This is a genomic window from Paenibacillus sp. HB172176, from assembly GCF_011947265.1.
Classification (GTDB): Bacteria; Bacillota; Bacilli; order Paenibacillales; family Paenibacillaceae; genus Pristimantibacillus.
This window is the reverse complement of record NZ_JAATHD010000027.1, coordinates 64,539-83,283: the sequence shown is the minus strand read 5'-3', so window position 1 is coordinate 83,283 and position 18,745 is coordinate 64,539. Positions and strand designations below refer to the sequence as shown.

Here is an 18,745-nt window from a genome sequence, read left to right as displayed (position 1 = left end):
CCTTGCTGCGATTCAGAGTCTGTGCAATCTCCGTGACAAGCTTCCCTTTGAGATGTAAGTACACGGTTTGATAACGTTCATACATGCGGCGTTCTTTTTCTTGCTTCATGGCTTGTGTAACTTCTTCTAACGATTTGTTCTGTTCCATCTGTATCCCAACCTGTCCGAATAAGTTTCCTTACCTATTCGACAAGCAGGTCGCAATTTCCTTACCATAGTTTTCTAATACTTTAGTTCAACTTATATAGCATACCATACAATGGTAAATAACGGTCTGTTCTCCAGTCAATACGAACTAAAACCCCTGAATCTTAAGGTTTCAGAGGCTTACATACTTTATATCATGTACACTTACCCACTAATACCTATACCCCAATTTTTCGCCGTCACTTATGGTACGGTTCCCCCCGATTAATCTTCACCGCCCGATAAATCTGCTCGATCAGCACCAGCCGCATCAGCTGGTGCGGCAGGGTCATGCGCCCGAAGCTGAGCTTCTGCTGGGCGCGCTGCAGCACGGCGGGAGCGAGGCCGTTGCTCCCGCCAATGACGAAGGCCACGTGGCTGCGCCCATACGTGGCCAAACGATCGAGCTGTCCCGCGAGATCCTCGCTGGACCACAGCTCACCATCGAGCGCGAGCGCGACAACATGGGCATCCGGCTTCAGCTGCGCCAGAAGCCTCTCGCCCTCTCGCTCGCGCACCTGCGCCTCCTCCGCCGGACTCATCGTCTCCGGCGCTCGTTCGTCGGGCACTTCCGTGAGCGTAAGCTTCACGTACGGCCCGAGCCGCTTGGCATATTCCGCGATGCCAAGCACAAGATATTTCTCCTTCAGCTTGCCGACGGCGGCAATCTGGATATGCATCTCGCAATCCCCTCCCTCTATGTTCCCGTTCCAGCCTTTCCTATATGCAATCCCTATAGGATACGCTCTTTATACGAAGCCGCGCCGGCAACATGCTCAACAAGCACAATAATCGGCGTCCCTGCCGACGCCGGCGAGCTTAATACAGCCAAGCCCCTCCCGCGAAGACGAAAGGGGCTTGTTGCTTTATTTTCGAATACGCCTTCACACGACCAAACATCCCTAAATATTACTTGGTAATACCTTGTGTTTCTAAGCTATGCTAGGACGGGCCAAGTCAGCCAAATTACATCTACCCGACCTCCGCCACAACTTACACGACCACCAATACCCGCTTGCCTCTATCCAACTGGGCCCCATCACACCGCTGCCTCAAACCACCAGATAAGCAGCCGCTTCCTCGCAGAAGTCGCATTTCCGGGGCGGATCCCAATCCGCGAATTTCGTTTCCTTCAGGTCGACCACATCCGGCGCGTCCTCATACTCGTCCACAAATCTCTCCAGCGCCTTCTCGATACACGGTTTGCACACACAATACATGAATGATTCGCTTCCTATCTCCGTTAAGTAATGAATTCCGCTCCCCCCAGCATATCAGAAAATACCCCCGACCGAAACCCGCATCCCCCATCTTCCTGAGAGGAGGGGATAGTGTCCAAAAGCTCCTGCCATGCTTCTCCCGCCTGCAGCAGCCCCGAGCAAATTTGGCATGAAATCCGCGCACAGCAACACGATGCTTATGCTTCGTCATATCAGGTAAACCCATACCTTTCCTGCTATCCCCCGAACTCACCCACCCCAGCCTTACTTAGCATGACTAAGTCATATAACGAAATACCGCTGCCGCACTCCATTAAGCCCTTCCCAGCAGCTAACCGCCCTCTATTCCGCAAAAGCAAGCCCAAACTCCCGCTCCAGTTCCTCCGTATACTGGCGCACTTGCTCCTCGCTATAGCCAAGCTTGTCGGCCATAAGCTCTATCACGCTCTCCTTCCACTCCCGCACCCAAGCGATGTCGAAGAACAACGCGCCGGTGCGTCGAACGAAGAAGTCGACCGGCTTCAGCGTCATCTCCTCCTCGATGCTGTACAGCAGCTCGGCCTCCGCCTCCGCCGGCAGACCATAACCACGCCCTTGCCGATCGGGCACACGCGCGAATACCGCCTTCGCGTTCGAGCCGTATCGGCGCGCAAGCCGCTCCGCAGCCGCCTCGGACAGGCCAAGCCGCATGCCTTCCTCCGTCATCGACCGCACATAGGCCGGGAACCCCTTCGAGCCTCCCGCCACATCGCCCCCGGATATTGGCAGCGTGCGCGTCACGCAAGGCCCGAACTCACTCGCAACGCCCGCCCCAACGAGCTCCCTGACCAACAAATCCGTCACTGTCTCCGCCATCCTCCGGTAACCGGTCAGCTTACCCCCGGCAATCGTGATCATCCCGGAGGGCGAGACGAAGATCTCGTCCTTCCGCGACACCTCCGACGGCGACTTGCCCTCTTCATAGATGAGCGGGCGCAGTCCGGCCCAGCCCGACTCCACATCCTGGGGACCAAGCCCCAGCCCGGGGAACAACCCGTCAATCGCCCGCAGCAAATAATCCCGATCCTCCGAGCTAATATGCGGATGCGCTTTGTCTCCGTCATAATCCGTGTCGGTCGTGCCGACATAGGTTTTGCCGTCGCGTGGAATGGCGAATACCATTCGCTTATCCGGCGTGTCGAAGTAGATCGCCTGCCGCAGCGGAAACCGCCGCCCGTCGAACACCAGATGCACGCCCTTCGTGAGCCGCAGCGTTTTGCCCTTCTTGGAGTGATCTTGCTCGCGCAGCGTGTCCACCCAAGGACCGGTCGCGTTCACGACCTTGCGAGCCTTGATTCGGTAAGTCCCGCCATCTACAGCGCAATCTCCGGCAATAACGCCCACAAGCTTGCCGTCCTCATAGAGCAGCTCTTCCGCTTTAACATAATTCGCGACCGCCGCTCCCGCTTCCACTGCCTGCTTCATCACCTCGATCGTCAGCCGCGCGTCATCCGTGCGGTATTCGACATAATAACCGCCGCCCTTCATGCCCTCGCGCCTCAGCAAAGGCTCCTTGTCCAGCGCCGCCTCCTTGCTGAGCATCTTGCGCCGCTCCTCACGCTTCACGCCCGCCAGAAAATCATAGACGCGAAGTCCAATCGATGTCGTGAACGCCCCGAACGTGCCCCCCTGATAGAAGGGCAGCAGCATCCACTCCGGCGTCGTCACATGCGGTCCGTTCTCATACACGATCGCGCGCTCCTTGCCGACCTCAGCGACCATCTTCACCTCGAATTGCTTCAGATAGCGAAGCCCGCCATGCACCAGCTTCGTCGAACGGCTCGACGTGCCCGCCGCGAAATCCTGCATCTCGATCAGCGCCGTCTTCAATCCTCTCGTCGCCGCGTCAAGCGCGATGCCCGCTCCCGTAATACCGCCGCCAATCACTAGCACGTCGAACATTGTCTCTTCCAGCCTCTTCAATCGATCCTGTCTATTCAAAGCTTGATCCTTCTCCATTCCTATCCCTCTTTCCTCTATTGTTCACCAATTATGCTAAGAAAAACGCCTGACGGCGTCCTTGGAAAACAGTAACCTGCTCTAACGGACATTCGGTCGCCTTAAACTGCTTTTTTCTCTGCCTATTTTCTCTAACGGACATTGGGTCGCCTTAGCGATTAAATCGAACGAATAATCGACGTGATTAGTCCGCTAAGCGGAACAAATGTCCGTTAAAAATCTGAGCTGGCTCATACGAGCTTCTAAAGGTCGAAAATGTCCGTTACAGTAGCAAGCGTTCATATAGAGAAAGTATTGCGAATCATATACTTTCCTATATTTCAAAAAAAGAACCACGCAGCTCCCGTATGCGAATATGCGCATCGGGCTGTGACATGGTTCTCCGAATCTCCTACCGTGTATGAACTTGTTTATGGTTATTCCTATGCTGTACGCATTCACTTGCTCATCATGACACTTGTTGCCGCTCGCGTTTACTTGCACATGATCGTTCTCATTCCCGCTGGCACTCGCTTGCTCATCGGCATACTCGTTCCTGCTCGCATTCCCTTGCCCATCATCATTCTCATTCCTGCTCGCATTCCCTTGCCCATCATCATTCTCATTCCTGCTCGCATTCCCTTGCCCATCATCATTCTTATTCCCGCTGGCACTCGCTTGCTCATCGGCATACTCGTTCCTGCTCGCATTCCCTTGCCCATCATCATTCTCATTCCCGCTGGCACTCGCTTGCTCATCGGCATACTCGTTCCTGCTCGCATTCCCTTGCCCATCATCATTCTAATTCCCGCTCGCGTTCCCTTGCCCATCCTTATCCTATGCCGTCTCGCATTCACCCGTGCAAGCAGGCAATCATACATCCACTGGCGAACCGCCTACCCTTGCGGCTTGAACGCTCTCGCGGCCTCGACCGCCATTCTCCAGCCCGCATACAGGCGGTCGCGATCGCCCGCCTGCATGCCAGGCTCGAACCGCCGCTCCAGCTTCCAGCCGCATGCGATCTCGCTCTTATCCGACCAGAAGCCGACCGCGAGCCCGGCCAGGTATGCCGCCCCAAGCGCAGTCGTCTCGTTGACGACGGGACGCTCCACCTCGCAGCCGAGCAGATCGCTCTGGAATTGCATCAGGAAGCTGTTGCGCACCGCGCCGCCGTCGACGCGCAGGCTCTTCAGCGACAGTCCGGCTTCCGTCGTCATAATATCCAGCACATCCTTGCTCTGATAAGCGAGCGATTCCAGCGTCGCCCGGACGAAATGCTCCTTGCTCGTGCCGCGCGTCAAGCCGAATACGGCGCCCCGCATGTCGCTGTCCCAATAAGGCGTGCCCATTCCCACGAACGCCGGAACGACATACACGCCATCGGTCGACTCGACCGCTTTCGCGTACAGCTCGCTGTCCTCGGCCTTCTCGATCATGTGCAAGCCGTCTCGCAGCCATTGCATCGCCGAGCCCGCCACGAACACGCTGCCCTCGAGCGCGTACTCCACCTTGCCCGCAATGCCCCAGGCAATGGTCGTGAGCAGCCCATGCCCGGATCGAACCGCTTCGCTTCCGGTATTCATCAGCAGGAAGCAGCCCGTGCCGTAGGTATTCTTCGCCATGCCCTTCTCGAAGCAGGCCTGCCCGAACAGTGCCGCCTGCTGATCGCCCGCTATCCCGGCGATCGGCGCCTGCAAGCCGTGAACGAGCTGCGGCTTCGCGTACCCGTACACCTCGGAGGAAGACCGCACCTCCGGCAGCATCGCGCGCGGGACATCCAGCAGCCCAAGAAGCTCCTCATCCCAGTTCAGGTCATAGATATTATAGAGCAGCGTCCTCGACGCATTGGAATAATCCGTGGCATGCGCTTCGCCGCCGGTCAGCTTCCAGAGCAGCCAGGTGTCGATCGTGCCGAACAGAAGCTCACCCCGCTCCGCTCTCTCCCTCGCTCCCTCCACATGCTGGAGCAGCCACTTGACCTTCGTCCCGGAGAAATACGGATCGATAAGCAATCCCGTCCGCTCATGGATGAACGCCTCATGCCCTTCCCGTTTCAGCTCGTCGCAGATATCCTGCGTCTGCCTCGACTGCCAGACGACCGCCCGGTGAATCGGCTCGCCGCTCTCGCGATCCCACACGACCGTCGTCTCCCGCTGATTCGTGATGCCAATCGCTTCAATCTGCCCCTGCTCGATACCCGATTCTTTTAGCGCTGCCGACACAACCCCCAGCACCGACTCCCATATCTCGTTCGCGTCATGCTCCACCCAACCCGGCTTCCCATAATATTGCTGAATCTCTTGCTGAGCCGTCTGCACAATATGACCTTGATGATCGAATAGGATCGCCCTCGAGCTCGTCGTTCCCTGATCAATCGCCAGAATATATCGCTGTGTCACCTAGCTTCTCCCCCCTTGCTTCTTCCCGTCAAAATAGTTCCAAAGCTCCACCTTCGATGTCGTTACCGCCGACGCTCCCGCCTGCAGCGCTTGCTCGACATCGCTCGCCGTTCGCACCAAGCCTCCCGCGAAGACAGGAATGCCCGCTCGCTCGGCCACCTCCGTGATCATAGACGGAATAATGCCCGGCAGCACCTCGATGTAATCCGGCCGTGTCCGCTCGAATATCACATAGCTCTTCTCCAGCGCGTTCGTATCCAGCAGGAACAGACGCTGAATCGCGAGCAAACCGTTCTGCTTCGTCTTGGCAATGACGCCCGCTCGAGTCGACATGAGGCCTGCCGGCCTCACGATTTGGCACAGATATTCCGCGGCGAACTCGTCGTTCTTCAAGCCGTCGATCAGATCCGCGTGAAGAATCGGCTTCTTGCCATGAGCCTTCGCCATCTCGACGATTGGCTTTAATTGATTGATATGCGTTTCCAGAATGACAATATACGTATACGAGAGCTTCATCAGCTTCTCCATATCCTTCATCTTGCGAACGGCAGGCAGAATACTTTGATCATGAAATGTCATAGAGAGCCCCCTTTCAACAACAAAAAGGAGAATGACGAATCGGCCCTAAGCGGACCTTCTTCGCGTGTTCTCCTTCTCTCCGTCACATGTATGAACTTAACGCTTATTATAGACGATTCGATTCAAGGTGTCTACTCGCTTATTCCTCCTGCTCCTGCGCCTTCTCGCCAAGCTTCAGCGTCACGGTCTGCTGCTTGCCGTCGCGGTAGAAGGTCACGTCCAGCTCGTCGCCGATCTTCTTCTTGCCGTAGAGATACTTGCGAAGCTCCTTCGTGCTGCCTATGCTCTGCTTATCCAGCTTCACGATAACATCATTGAACCTCAGCCCCGCTTCAAGCGCAGGCCCATCCGCCTCGAGCACGATAACCCCGGAGAACACTTCATCGGGCACCTTAATCTCGGATGACGAGCCTCCGTCAACACTGCCCGAATCATCGCCATTGTCTCCCGTCTCGCCGTCGCCGTCGTTAGAATCACCAGTCGTTCCATCGCCGGACGGCGGCTCCGACTCGCCGCCACGCTCATCTTCATAGGCTTGCTCCTGGCTCAGCTGATCCCAATATTGCGCCAGATCGAGCGTATATACGCCAAGATACGGACGCGCCACGTAGCCTTTGCCAATCAGCTCCTCGATAATCGGAATCGCGTTGTTGATCGGAATCGCGTACCCGATGCTCTCCACGCCGATATCGGCAATCTTCATGCTGTTGATGCCGACAACCTGGCCGTTCAAGTCAACCAGCGGCCCGCCGCTGTTGCCCTGGTTGATCGCCGCATCTACGCGGATGACCTCCTGCTCCCAATCCATAATCCCGTTCTGATTGAGCGATACGGGGACTACTTCATGCGTAACGCTCACAATGCCCATCGTGATCGACTCGCCCATGCCAAGCGGATTTCCAATCGCCATGACGAACTCCGCCGCCTGCAATGAACTCGAATCGCCCAGCTCCGCAACCGTATCAATGCCCTTGGCGTCAATCTGCAGTACCGCCAGATCCGTAATCTGGTCCATGCCGACTATCTCGGCCTTGCGAAGCTCGCCGTTTGACAGCGCGACCTCCACCTTCTCCGCATTCGCCACCACATGGTAGTTGGTTACGACGAATGCCATTCCGGCGCGCTTCTGTATAATAAAGCCAGAGCCGACACCCGCTTCCCGCATCACGCCGCCGGATGCGCCATCCTCGAGCGTCCCTCCGCCAATGCCCGCCGAGAAGGTCTGCTCGTTAATGACGCTCACCACGGACGGTCTTACCTTCGCGGTCGCCGCGATTGTCCGCTGGGAAGGATCAGCCGCCATGGCGCTGCTTACATCCTGCCGTCCTTCTAATCCATCCCCGCCGAAGCCGCCGACAGCCAGCCCGAACAGGAGCACGACAGCCAGCGCGCTGATAAGAGACGAAGCGAATGCGATTTGAAGCGATGACCATCTGCGATCGCCGCTGCGCAGCGGGAAGCCTCGTTCCTCCCGGCGATTCTGTCTTACGGCTTTCCTCGACACCTTGGTGGAATAGAAATCATCATCGAATATGCTCATGGGAATCGCCCCTCTCTGTCCACTGACTTCAACTGATTTCACTATAGCATTTCACGTTTATAGGAATGTTTTCGGAAGATTTGACTACAATAATAATAGATTTGCATGAAAGGAGCGATGAACATGACCATAAAGTCCAATGCCGCCTGGGAACAGGTGCAGCTCGCCGCGAAGCTCGCCGATTTGAAGGATGAGCATTATCGAACCGTCTTAACGCTAAGCGCCATGCTGGAGCTCCTCATCGACAAAGGCCTTCTGTCCCGCGAGGAGCTTGCCGCCAAAGCGGAAGCGCTCGACGCGCAGCTGGAATCGCTTATTTCCTCCTCACTTCATCCCATGGCGTAGGCTTGTCGTAGTACGTATGGCGAAGCGGAAATTCATCCTGCTTATAAAATATTCCGTGATTCTCCAATATAGAATTAACGGTTAACATGGCTAGATCCATCTGATTATGATCCAGGCTCAGATGCGCGAGATAGACGCGCTTCGTGCGGTCCGTCATCAGCTCGATCAGCGCTTCGCCCGCGGCAACATTGGACAAATGCCCGACGTCGCTTAGGATGCGCCGCTTGATATTCCACGGATACCTTCCCATCCGGAGCATCTCGGTATCATGATTGGATTCGAGCACCAGCACGTCGGAATCGATGATCCGCTGCTTCACCTTCTCGCTCACATAGCCGAGATCGGTGGCCAGGCTCAGCTTCTCGCCATCCTCTTCGAAAGAGTAGCCGACCGGCTCCGCCGCGTCATGCGAGATCGGATAGGAATGCACCTGCATGCAGCCGAAGTCGATGCATTCGCCGGACTCGATATAGACCCGCTTCTCCGGCGCAATCGCGCCGACATGACGCTCCATCGCGCCCCAAGTCGCCCGGTTCGCGAAGATCGGAAGCTCGTATTTGCGCGCAAACGCCCCAATTCCCTTAATATGATCCGAATGCTCGTGCGTCACCACCATCGCATGAATGTCACGACCAGAGATGCCTCGCTCGCTCATGAGCCCCTCCAGCTTCTTCATGCTGAGGCCGGCATCGACAAGCACCGTCTTCTCATTCCCCTGCACAATCGTCGCATTCCCCGTCGAACCGCTGGCCAATACTGTAAATCGAAGTCCCAAAACGTCCAATCCCTTCCCCGTATGCTGCTTTTTGTTCCACTCTCCGTCTTCTACTCCCAGGCGTTCAATCTTTTCGCCGTTCGACTATATCTATGAATCTCTCTAATCCGGCTGCCCCGCGCTCCCCACGCCGCTCGCGTCCGCATCCTCTTCATCGCCGTCGGTTGTCACGTCTCCGCTGATGGCATGCACGTAATAGACTGTGCCGTCCTCCAGAATGACCCGCCACGACGGCGCCGACACCTGCTTCTCGGAATCGAAGATTTGCCCATGGTAGCCAAGCTGAATATCGGTAATGACCGAGCCTTCCGCCAGATACGTCTCAATGAGACTCGCCACCACTTTGGCGGCGGGCAGCACCTGCTTCGCTTCGCCTCGTTCGATCTGCTCGACGCGATCCTGTTTGTAGGATGTAATCTTCAGATTGCTGTTGTACAGCTCCAGCTTCACATTGAAGATCGGCAAACCGTCGACCATGCGATGCAGCACGAACACGCCGTCCTGACTGCTGTGCAAATCCCAGTCATAATCCGCAAGCTCCGGCACTTGATCGCCAAGTGCCTTGTCGAGCTCTTTCTTCGTGAAGATCAAAGCGCTGTTCACGGACTTATCCAGCTTCACCGGCTCGATGCTCTCCTGCGTTCCGGCATGGAGCAGATACGTCAGATCGGCAAGCTTCGGCGTATCCAGCGGCAGATTGGCGGCAAGCGAAATGCGCTTCTGCTGCATAAGCGATATTTTGTCCGGCGGCAGCTCCGCCGAGTTCGGATTCGCATGAAGCTGCTCCCGAATATCGAGCCAGAGCTGATAACCCAGCAGCACATTCAACATTAGGAAAGACATAATCAGCACACTCTTCGCTCTTCCCCAATCCACACGCTCACCTCCTCATATCCTATCCTGACTTCCCCGATGCTCCAGCGCTCTGCAGGCAGGCAACCAAGTCGTACACTGTCCTTTTTGCTGCTGCGCTTCCTTAAACCGCGGTCTACGAGCTGTTCCTCCTTAGCTGCGGTCTACGGCTGCGCTTACTTAGCCGCCGTTTTCTCCGAATCCGTCTCCTCGCCCCTGCCTTCTTCCTCGTCGCCGTCCGCATCGGTCTGTTGAACCTGCGGTTCAAAGCCTGCCGGATACGCATCGAGCAGCACGGATTCCGACCCGTCCTTCAATCGTACGGCCCATACCGGCGAGAAGAGCAGAGTTTGATTATCCTTGGGCATCGCCTTCATGGCCGGAAACACGGATACGACCTCATCGCTTCTGAGATACTGATCCAGTCGATTCTCCAGCTCGTCCCCGCCGTACAGATAGCGGGTCGTTCGCGAAGCCGCTTGATCGTCAAGCGTAATCAGCGAACGAGAATACTCCGTCACGGTGCCTTGCAGCACCGTCAGCTTCATATAACCGTAATGGAACAGATACGAATCCATAACGGGGAAGTTATTGATATATCTGCGGAATGTCACATATTTCTTATCCTGATCGGGCGTAGAGCTCATTAGCCGATACGTGCCGTCCCAGCCGCCGTGATCATTGATGAAGTCAACCGCGGAGTACACATTCTCGCTTGGCGGCGTATCATTGCTCTGCGTCGCCGCCGGGTTCGTATAGCTGATCCACAATCCATTCTGCTCGACCTGCAAGCCCCGTTTGCCGTCCGTATAGATCTGCGAGCCGCTGCGGTCCTCGATCGCTCTGGTTGTGTTGGGGTCGAAGAACAGGTTGCGCTGCATTTGCTCCGGCGAATACGATTCGTACGTATATTCAATCTCGGTCGCCTTCAGCGGCTCCTCAGGCAGATAGATGCCGGAAGCCATCATCCGATAAGCGGGCAGATGCTCGCCGAAGCCGACATAATCCTGCACATCGCGAACGGTCAGATCGGCGCGCACAGATTCGTACACCGTCTTGCCGTCGTTGCTGAAGAAGAAGGTGCGAATTTCCTCCGAATCCGTCTTCTTGAAGATCCAGATGCGATCGATCCTCTCATTGAGGAACAGCAGGTCGCCTTCGAGCTTCAGCAGCTTCTGCAACAGATCGACCGATATGCCCTGTTCGAATTGAAGCTCGATGCCGATGTCGTTCTTCCGCACCTCGTTCCAATCCACAAGCGAGATCGGACTGCGTTGGAAGCCTTTGAACTCCCGGCCGGCGATGCGCTGATTCAGAATCATTTCGTAGAATTGAGAGCCCGGATAGATGATGGTATGCTTGTTGTCTCCCATATGAATAATTAATTGATCCGGGAATATCGTATCCTCGACCTTCGAGGTCGGGCCGAGAGGCTCGGCGTTCACATAGTCTTGGTCGCTCCGAACCGTAGCCCCAATACCCGGCATGCTGTTCGCGAGCAGATAGCTCTGCAGCAGACTCAGCGCGACTAATACGATTAAAATAACGGTCTTCGCCTTCTCCACCATCTATATCTCGCCCCCTTCCTGCAGCAGCGGAAGCGTGAACGTGACCATTGTTCCTTCATTAAGCTCCGAATAGAGCGCGATTGTACCGCCATGCGCCTTCACAATTTCCCGGGCAATAGACAGGCCGAGGCCCGTCCCGCCCATAATCCGAGATCTTGCCTTGTCCACCCGATAGAAGCGATCGAAGATGCGGGAGAGATCCTTCTTCGGGATGCCGATGCCCGTGTCCTTGACGCTAATCTCCAGCATGGAATCATCCGCCGTTTTCTTCGCGATCAGCTCGATTCGACCGCCGTCGAGCGTATACTTGATGGCATTGGAGATGAGATTGTCCAGCACCTGATCAATCTGATCCCGGTCGAGCCAAGCGCGATTCAGCCCTTTCCCGACATGCACGGATGCGAGAATCGACTTCTGTCTGAGCTGGAAGGAGAAGCGGTCGGCGACTTCGTCGAGCATGTCATGGATATTCGTCTCTCTTCTTCGAAGCGGCGCTTGATTAGAATCGAGCCGCGACAGATGCAGCAAATCGGTAACCAGCCTGATCATGCGCTCGGTCTCATTGCTGATGACGCCCACGAATCGCTCCGACAGCTCATGGTCCTCAAGCGCGCCGTCATGCAGCGCTTCGGCATAGCTCTTGATCGTCGTCAGCGGCGTACGCAGCTCATGCGACACATTCGCCACGAATTGGCGGCGCGACTGCTCCATATTTTCTTGATCGGTGACATCCTGCAACACCGCGATTGTTCCCGTAATGCCCTTGTCTCTGCGATGAATCGGCGTGAAGGTCAGCTTAAGCATGCTGAGCTCTCCTTCGGCGGCTTCCTGGGCATGGTTCTCTCTCGTCAGCAGCATCGTCTGACCTCGGCCTTGCTGCAGCTCCATGAGCTGCTGCTCCTCCATATCGAATAACTGCGCCAGTTGCACCCCTTCGAATGTATCCGCCTCGAGCAGCTCCAGCGCCCGGCGGTTCCAGACGATAATGACGCCATGCTCATCCGCCGCAACGACGCCGTCGCTCATATTGGAGAGAACCGATACGAGCTTCTCGTTCTCCTCTTCGTTCGCGGAGAGCGCTTCCTTAAGCCTTATCGTCATATCATTGAACGCCATGCTGAGTCTTCCGATCTCGTCATCCCCGAGAACGGGAGCCTTCAGATCGAAGCGCCCGTCCGCGATCGATTCCGCCTGCTTCGTCAAGCCTTGAATCGGGCTTGTAATCGTATGCGAAAGCAGAATACCGAGTACACCGGTCAAGCCGAGCGCGATCAAGGTGCCGGAGAAGAAGATCTGATTGACGCGGCTCACCGTATCATACAGATCGGACATGGACGCAACAACATAGACAGCGCCGACAACCTTGTCATTGTAAGTAACGGGCAATGCAATCATCTTCTTGCGAACACGGTCCTCGTCAATGATTTCTTCTTCATTATCGGGAATATTCTGCAACGCCCGGCTGACCGCGAGCGACTTGTTTTTCTGCCCGATATACGATTGATGCACCTGCAACGAGGTGGCGACCACCTTGCCGTTCACATCCAGCACCTGCACCTCGGCTCCGCTGATGCTGAACAGATTGCGGACGACGAGATTCAGGTCCTCCGTCGTACTGGCCTCCGAATGATCCTCCGAGCTTGTCGCCGCGCTCGGCGACAAGCTCGGAGCGGCGAACTTGGACAAGATATCGGCCTGCTCCTTGAGATTGTTCGTGAAGTTCGTAATGAGATTATTCTTGACCGTACTGATGAAATACACGCCAATCAGCTGCATCGCAACCAGAATCAGCAGCAGATAGATAATGACAAGCTTAACCTGAATCGTACGGAAGAAGCTCTTGATCTTCATCCGAATCCATTGCCTCCGGACTTCCCGTTGCGCATCATGTAGCCCAGTCCGCGTCTGGTCATAATATATTCGGGCCGGCTCGGATCATCCTCGATTTTCTCGCGCAGTCTGCGTATCGTCACATCGACTGTACGCACATCGCCGAAATATTCGAAGCCCCATACCGCCTGCAGCAAATGCTCGCGGGTCATCACCTTGCCGCTGTTCCGGGCAAGATAATGCACCAGCTCGAACTCCCGATGCGTCAAGTCCAGCGGCTCTCCATTCTTATAGACCACATACATATCTGTATCGATAAACAAATTGAACAGTTTGAGGCCATGCGGCTCTTTCCCCGCATCGGCTTCTGCTGCAGCCGCGCTGCCGGCTTCCGCCGCTTTGCTCTGTCTGCGCAGATGCGCCTTCACGCGGGCTAGAAGCTCTCTTGTGCTGAACGGCTTCGTCACATAATCGTCGGCGCCAAGCTCAAGTCCCAGCACCTTATCAATCTCCGCGTCCTTGGCGGTCAGCATAATAATCGGCATCTGAAGCTGCGTGCGGACCTCGCGGCATACATCCATGCCGTCCTTCACCGGCAGCATCAAATCAAGCAGAATCAAATCCGGCTTCTCCTCGAAGGCGAGCCTTACCGCTTCTCCTCCGTCGAAGGCGCAGATGACCTGATGGCCTTCTTTCTCCAGGTTGAACTTTATAATATCGGCTATCGGCTGTTCGTCGTCGACCACTAATATTTTTCCGTGCATCGTCACACCGCCTGTCGCTTGTCCTTTGTAATGCTTCTATTCTAACACACGCGCGGCCTTCCTTCACAATGAAACTTCCTTCATCATAACGGTTTCACTTCAACAATTAATGGGTAATAGTGGATGAAGTCAATAATGATGAACGAAATTATCCGCTGCAGCAAAAAACGCCTTGACGGACAGCGTGTCCATCAAAGCGCTTCTTCTCTTGCCTGACATGTCTATTATAAGTACTTTAACGGATTGTAGATCACGCCGTTCTTATGAATCTCGAAATGAAGATGAGTGCCTGTTGAATTTCCTGTGTTGCCCATGATGGCGATAACGTCACCTTGCTCCACCTTCTCGCCCTTCTTCACCTTGAAAGAGCTGAGATGTTCATAGTAAGTCTCAAATCCGTTCTGATGATCAAGAATAATATAATTGCCGCGTGATTTGTCGTACCCTGCATAGGTGACAACTCCCGCATCCGCAGCCATAACCGATTTACTGCCTGTCATATCAATACCATTGTGTTGACGGCCCCAACGCCATCCAAATGTGCTTGAAATTTTATGGTTTTTTATCGGATAGATGAATTTGCCGCTGCCCACGCCCTTGATGACAAGCGTGCCCTTCTCGATAATCTCGGGAACAGCTTCCTTCAACACTTCCTGGTTGATCAGCTCCTCGGATACGACGTATCCGTTCTCCTTCTCAACCTTGTACGTGAGTCGCTGCTGGCCGTCGACGCCTGCTTGAATCGTCTTCGATTGACCGACCCGCATAGTATCGTTCTTCTTCACCTCGATGGGAGGCGCAATCGCTTCGAGCTGAACCAGATTCTCGGTCGTCTTCACCGTAAGCTCCGGCTGGAGCACCGTCAGATCAAGCACGTCGCCAACCGTAATCTTGTCGTCCTCGATCCAATCATTGTTCTCGTAAATAACTTGCGGAGAAATATCGAACTTCTGCGCGATACAGCCAATGCAGTCGCCGGCTTGCACCGTATATTTCGTCGGCTTCGTGCTTCCCGTAATAATCTTCTTGTAGACATCCTCCGCCGCTTCGATATCGGTCGGATTCGCATCGACATCATCCATTTCGACCGCTTCGACAAAAGCCACATCCGTAACTACCGTGCCGGGCTTGGTCAAATCCGGCGCAGCCGAGGCCGATGCAGTCGACTTCTCCGTCTCTCCGCCTTCCGAACTATAGGACAGAGTGCTTACCGACTTTGATTTCTTAGCCACGTCTGCGACCAGTTCTGGAGCGTACTTGCTCTGCACGCGTTCAAGAATGCTGTCCGCCGTCTCCTGATCCTTCACAATGCCGATCAGCTTGCCGTCAACCTTCACCTCCACGCCTACCGCATGGGAGGTGAATGCAGCTTCGAGCTCCTTGAGCGTATTGTCCGTAGCCGGCTCGGCCTTGAACGCGTTGTCTCGCTCGTATGTAAGATCGCCGGTTTCCAGTTCCATATTCACATCCGGATTCGCTTCTTGCAGCTGCTGTGTCTCGGAAGCAATCAACTGCTCGACATCTTCAGGGCTTCCCACCGTGCCGATTTCTTCGCCGTTCTGATAGACATGATAGAACGGAAAGGTATTCTTCTCTATATACTGCGTGTATTGTTGATATCCGATAATGCCTGCGGTGATGAGCAGGATGGCTGCTCCGCTTGCGAGTTGTACCGACTTCTTCCTCCAGAGGGGAGAAGAAACCATCACGTTAGCCGCTTGTTGCTCGGTCTTACCACTCAAGTCTAGCGAGTTCGTACGACGAAAGTAGTTTGTGGACTTCTTCCACAATTCCTTCATACGACCCAGGTCCCTGAAACCGGTCATGATTGTCTCCTTTTCGCACGTCTGCTGAGAATTTTGCGCATTTAAACAAGAAAAAAGGCGAATCTTCCTGTCGGAACGCTCGCCTAATACTTTAACATACGGTTTACAAAGGGGGCAACACTAACAGCCTATTGGTAAAATTAATATTTTTTCAGAATGCCCATCATCTCATTATATTGACCCTCGTCGAGATATTGCGCCATCAGTTGCTGCACATCCAGAAGCTCATCATCGGTCAGTCCGTCTTCCATATAGGAGGAGATTTGCTGCCAAGTCTCTTGCGGCAGCTCCGTCATCAGCAGCTCTAGCAGCTTGCTCTTATCCTCGTCGCTCATCTTCTCCTTAGCATCCGTCACCCCTTCCTCGGTAATCGCCACCTCCGTGCCGATGGCACCGTCGACGCTTCCCTCATCGCTACCCGTTCCATCCAAGTCCTGCCCGCTGCCCGCTGCGCTTCCTCCGCTGGCCCCCATATCCGTGATCGGTCCATCATCGACATTCCCGAACACCTCCGTCGCATTCGGCATGCCCTCGTCTTCCGAGACGGATGAATCCTCTTGAGAAGAATCTGATGGATGGGAGGAGTTGTCGCTGCCCGAATCCACCGATAGACCCTCAGATTCTGCTTCATCCTGGTCTGTCTCTCCGGCATCGTCCAGTCCAGCAGTCTCTGAAGCCGTTGCGCCGCCCTCGTCCACGAGCAGAGGCTCCGAGCCCCACAGCTTGCCCCATACGCCCGACATGGCGATCGGCGGCACCTCTACCGGCAGCTCGAATTGCTTCAGAATCGACTCCACATAGCTTGTCACAATATACCCCGTCGTCCAGATCGACAGAAAGCTAATAATAAGTCCCGCCGCAATCAGCTTCGCCAGCCAGGTCAATCCTCTAAACATATGTTCATCTCCTAAAATGTTTGTTCTACAAACGTAGCATCGTAAGCATCCGCTCCTCTCTACCATTATGGTCAATTTCGTTTACAGGCATTCCACAACGAAAAAAAAGCTCTTGCTATCCTGATAGGATGGCAAGAGCTTGAAGAGCTATAAACTTTGAAAGCATTAGGATTATCCGAAGCTGTTCCTACTGACAATCTAAATCCGTAAGATTTTGAGCGGCGTTTTTTAATACATTCTTGCTCAAACGAACCTTTGAGAGGCTGCCGATTCATTGTGATTCCGTTAGCATGTGGCCATTTGACCAAGGTGTGTAGCGTAACGGTCACCATTGACCGTAAGAAGCCCTAATCACGCCTAACTGGCATTTTAACGGTCACGGATGCCCGTAAGAAGAGCTAATGAGAGGGTTCAACCCTAATTTCTAACGATAACGGTCAAATGCGACCCTTACATTCTGAAAATCGTTGATATCGTCGCGTAACGGTCGCGAATGTCCTTTAAAACCAGCTTTTTCATTCCGGTGACTGCCTATGACTTAACAGAGTTCTTGCTCTATTCGTAGATCCGCAGAACCTGGTTCGTTTGCTCGCGGTTGCGTCCCACAGAGAAGATCGCGATCGGAATACCAGTCAGCTCGGACACCCGATTCAAGTAATTCAGCGCGTTCGCCGGAAGATCCTCAAGCTTCTTCGCGCCGGAAATATCCTCGGACCAGCCTGGATACTCCTCGTAGACAGCTTCGCATTCGGAGACAGCCTTCAGGCTTGCCGGATAATGATGAATGATCTCCCCGCGGTACTTGTAGCCCGTGCAGATTTTCACCGTCTCAAGGCCAGTAAGCACATCGATCGAGTTCAGGGACAGGCCGGTAATGCCGCTGACGCGGCGCGCATGACGGACGACAACCGTGTCGAACCAGCCGACGCGGCGCGGACGTCCGGTAACCGTGCCGTACTCGTGACCCTTGTCGCGAATCAATTGGCCGATCTCATTATCCTGCTCGGTCGGGAACGGACCGTCGCCGACACGTGTCGTGTAGGCCTTCGCTACGCCGATAACCTGCTGAATCTTCGAGGGTCCTACGCCGGAGCCAATGCAGACGCCGCCAGCGGACGGATTCGAAGAAGTAACGAACGGATACGTGCCCTGATCGATATCCAGCATGACGCCTTGCGCGCCTTCGAACAGCACCTTCTTGTTATCGTCAATCGCGTCGTTCAGCACAACGGATGTATCCGTGACGTAAGGACGAAGAATCTCCGCGAAGCCAAGATAGCTGCTGATAATCTCTTCCGCATCAAGCGGCTCGCTGCCGTACACTTGCTGAATGAGCTGATTCTTCTCCTTCATAATCGCTCTGACGCGGAGTTCGAACTCTTCCGCATCCATCAGATCCGCGATGCGAACGCCGTTGCGGGACGCCTTGTCCATGTAGCACGGACCGATGCCCTTGCGCGTCGTACCGATCTTGTTGTCGCCCTTGCGATCCTCTTCCAGCGCGTCCAGCACCAGATGATACGGCATGATGACATGAGCGCGATCACTAATTTTCAGGTTATCGGTCGAGAAGCCGTTCTCGTGAATATAATTAATTTCTTGAATCAACGCTTCCGGATTGATGACCATTCCGTTGCCGATGACGCAAGTTTTATTATGATTGAAGATGCCCGATGGAATCATCGTTAATTTATATTTTTTGTTATCGATAAGAATGGTATGCCCGGCATTGTTACCGCCTTGGTAACGTGCCACCACATCCGCGCCTTCCGCGAGGAAATCGGTAATTTTGCCTTTTCCTTCGTCTCCCCACTGCGTGCCGACTACAACAACCGTAGACATAATCATACCCCCGTCCGATGTCTGAACATCGAAATTTAATCAATGTTTTCGCAAAAACACAGCAGTACTAGTGTAGCAGTACGACCTTGAGAAGTCAAACACAAAAAACGAACAATCGCACATGGCAAAGTGCAATTGTTCGGAAA

16 protein-coding genes are annotated in these 18,745 nt (G+C 54.6%); 1 reads left to right on the top strand and 15 read right to left on the bottom strand.

Annotated features, from left to right (window positions below):
- Positions 1-386 precede the first annotated feature (386 nt).
- The 7 genes from rlmH to HFP08_RS24755 form a co-directional block, all read right to left on the bottom strand.
- The gene (gene rlmH, locus HFP08_RS24785) at positions 387-866 is read right to left on the bottom strand and encodes a 23S rRNA (pseudouridine(1915)-N(3))-methyltransferase RlmH (protein WP_168123316.1); all 480 of its coding nucleotides are present in this window, start codon (positions 864-866) and stop codon (positions 387-389) included.
- 372 nt (positions 867-1,238) lie between these two features.
- Positions 1,239-1,406 (bottom strand): CxxH/CxxC protein, encoded by a 168-nt coding sequence (locus tag HFP08_RS24780; protein ID WP_168123315.1) that lies wholly within the window; start codon positions 1,404-1,406, stop codon positions 1,239-1,241.
- A 342-nt stretch (positions 1,407-1,748) separates the two neighbouring features.
- Positions 1,749-3,404, bottom strand: coding sequence for a glycerol-3-phosphate dehydrogenase/oxidase (locus HFP08_RS24775; protein WP_168123314.1), 1,656 nt, complete (start codon positions 3,402-3,404; stop codon positions 1,749-1,751).
- Between the two features lie 473 nt (positions 3,405-3,877).
- A complete protein-coding gene (locus tag HFP08_RS24770; protein WP_168123313.1) occupies positions 3,878-4,183 on the bottom strand; it encodes a hypothetical protein in 306 nt (101 codons plus the stop codon).
- A gap of 96 nt (positions 4,184-4,279) precedes the next feature.
- Positions 4,280-5,782, bottom strand: a complete 1,503-nt coding sequence (gene glpK, locus HFP08_RS24765; RefSeq protein WP_168123312.1) for a glycerol kinase GlpK — start codon at positions 5,780-5,782, stop codon at positions 4,280-4,282.
- Positions 5,783-6,361, bottom strand: a complete 579-nt coding sequence (locus HFP08_RS24760; RefSeq protein WP_168123311.1) for a glycerol-3-phosphate responsive antiterminator — start codon at positions 6,359-6,361, stop codon at positions 5,783-5,785.
- A gap of 139 nt (positions 6,362-6,500) precedes the next feature.
- A complete protein-coding gene (locus HFP08_RS24755) occupies positions 6,501-7,901 on the bottom strand; it encodes a S1C family serine protease (protein WP_168123310.1) in 1,401 nt (466 codons plus the stop codon).
- Between the two features lie 123 nt (positions 7,902-8,024).
- Between HFP08_RS24755 and HFP08_RS24750 the strand changes: the two genes are divergently transcribed.
- Positions 8,025-8,246 (top strand): hypothetical protein, encoded by a 222-nt coding sequence (locus HFP08_RS24750; protein ID WP_168123309.1) that lies wholly within the window; start codon positions 8,025-8,027, stop codon positions 8,244-8,246.
- Here HFP08_RS24750 and HFP08_RS24745 read toward each other — a convergent pair.
- From HFP08_RS24745 to HFP08_RS24710, 8 genes are all read right to left on the bottom strand, one after another.
- Entirely contained in the window at positions 8,215-9,021 is an 807-nt protein-coding gene (locus tag HFP08_RS24745) for an MBL fold metallo-hydrolase (protein ID WP_168123308.1), read from the bottom strand. The two genes, HFP08_RS24750 and HFP08_RS24745, sit on opposite strands and share 32 nt — an antisense overlap.
- Positions 9,022-9,123: 102 nt before the next feature.
- Positions 9,124-9,897, bottom strand: a complete 774-nt coding sequence (gene yycI / locus HFP08_RS24740; protein WP_168123307.1) for a two-component system regulatory protein YycI — start codon at positions 9,895-9,897, stop codon at positions 9,124-9,126.
- A 152-nt stretch (positions 9,898-10,049) separates the two neighbouring features.
- On the bottom strand, positions 10,050-11,441 hold the full coding sequence (locus tag HFP08_RS24735; protein ID WP_168123306.1) for a YycH family regulatory protein: 1,392 nt from the start codon (positions 11,439-11,441) through the stop codon (positions 10,050-10,052).
- Positions 11,442-13,292 (bottom strand): cell wall metabolism sensor histidine kinase WalK, encoded by a 1,851-nt coding sequence (walK, locus tag HFP08_RS24730; RefSeq protein ID WP_168123305.1) that lies wholly within the window; start codon positions 13,290-13,292, stop codon positions 11,442-11,444.
- Entirely contained in the window at positions 13,289-14,035 is a 747-nt protein-coding gene (gene yycF, locus HFP08_RS24725) for a response regulator YycF (RefSeq protein WP_168123304.1), read from the bottom strand. The genes walK and yycF overlap by 4 nt, the downstream gene beginning before the upstream one ends.
- Before the next feature lie 224 nt (positions 14,036-14,259).
- Positions 14,260-15,861, bottom strand: a complete 1,602-nt coding sequence (locus HFP08_RS24720; protein WP_168123303.1) for a M23 family metallopeptidase — start codon at positions 15,859-15,861, stop codon at positions 14,260-14,262.
- A gap of 140 nt (positions 15,862-16,001) precedes the next feature.
- A complete protein-coding gene (locus tag HFP08_RS24715; protein ID WP_168123302.1) occupies positions 16,002-16,757 on the bottom strand; it encodes a hypothetical protein in 756 nt (251 codons plus the stop codon).
- Between the two features lie 555 nt (positions 16,758-17,312).
- Positions 17,313-18,599 (bottom strand): adenylosuccinate synthase, encoded by a 1,287-nt coding sequence (locus tag HFP08_RS24710; protein WP_168123301.1) that lies wholly within the window; start codon positions 18,597-18,599, stop codon positions 17,313-17,315.
- Between the last annotated feature and the right edge of the window lie 146 nt (positions 18,600-18,745).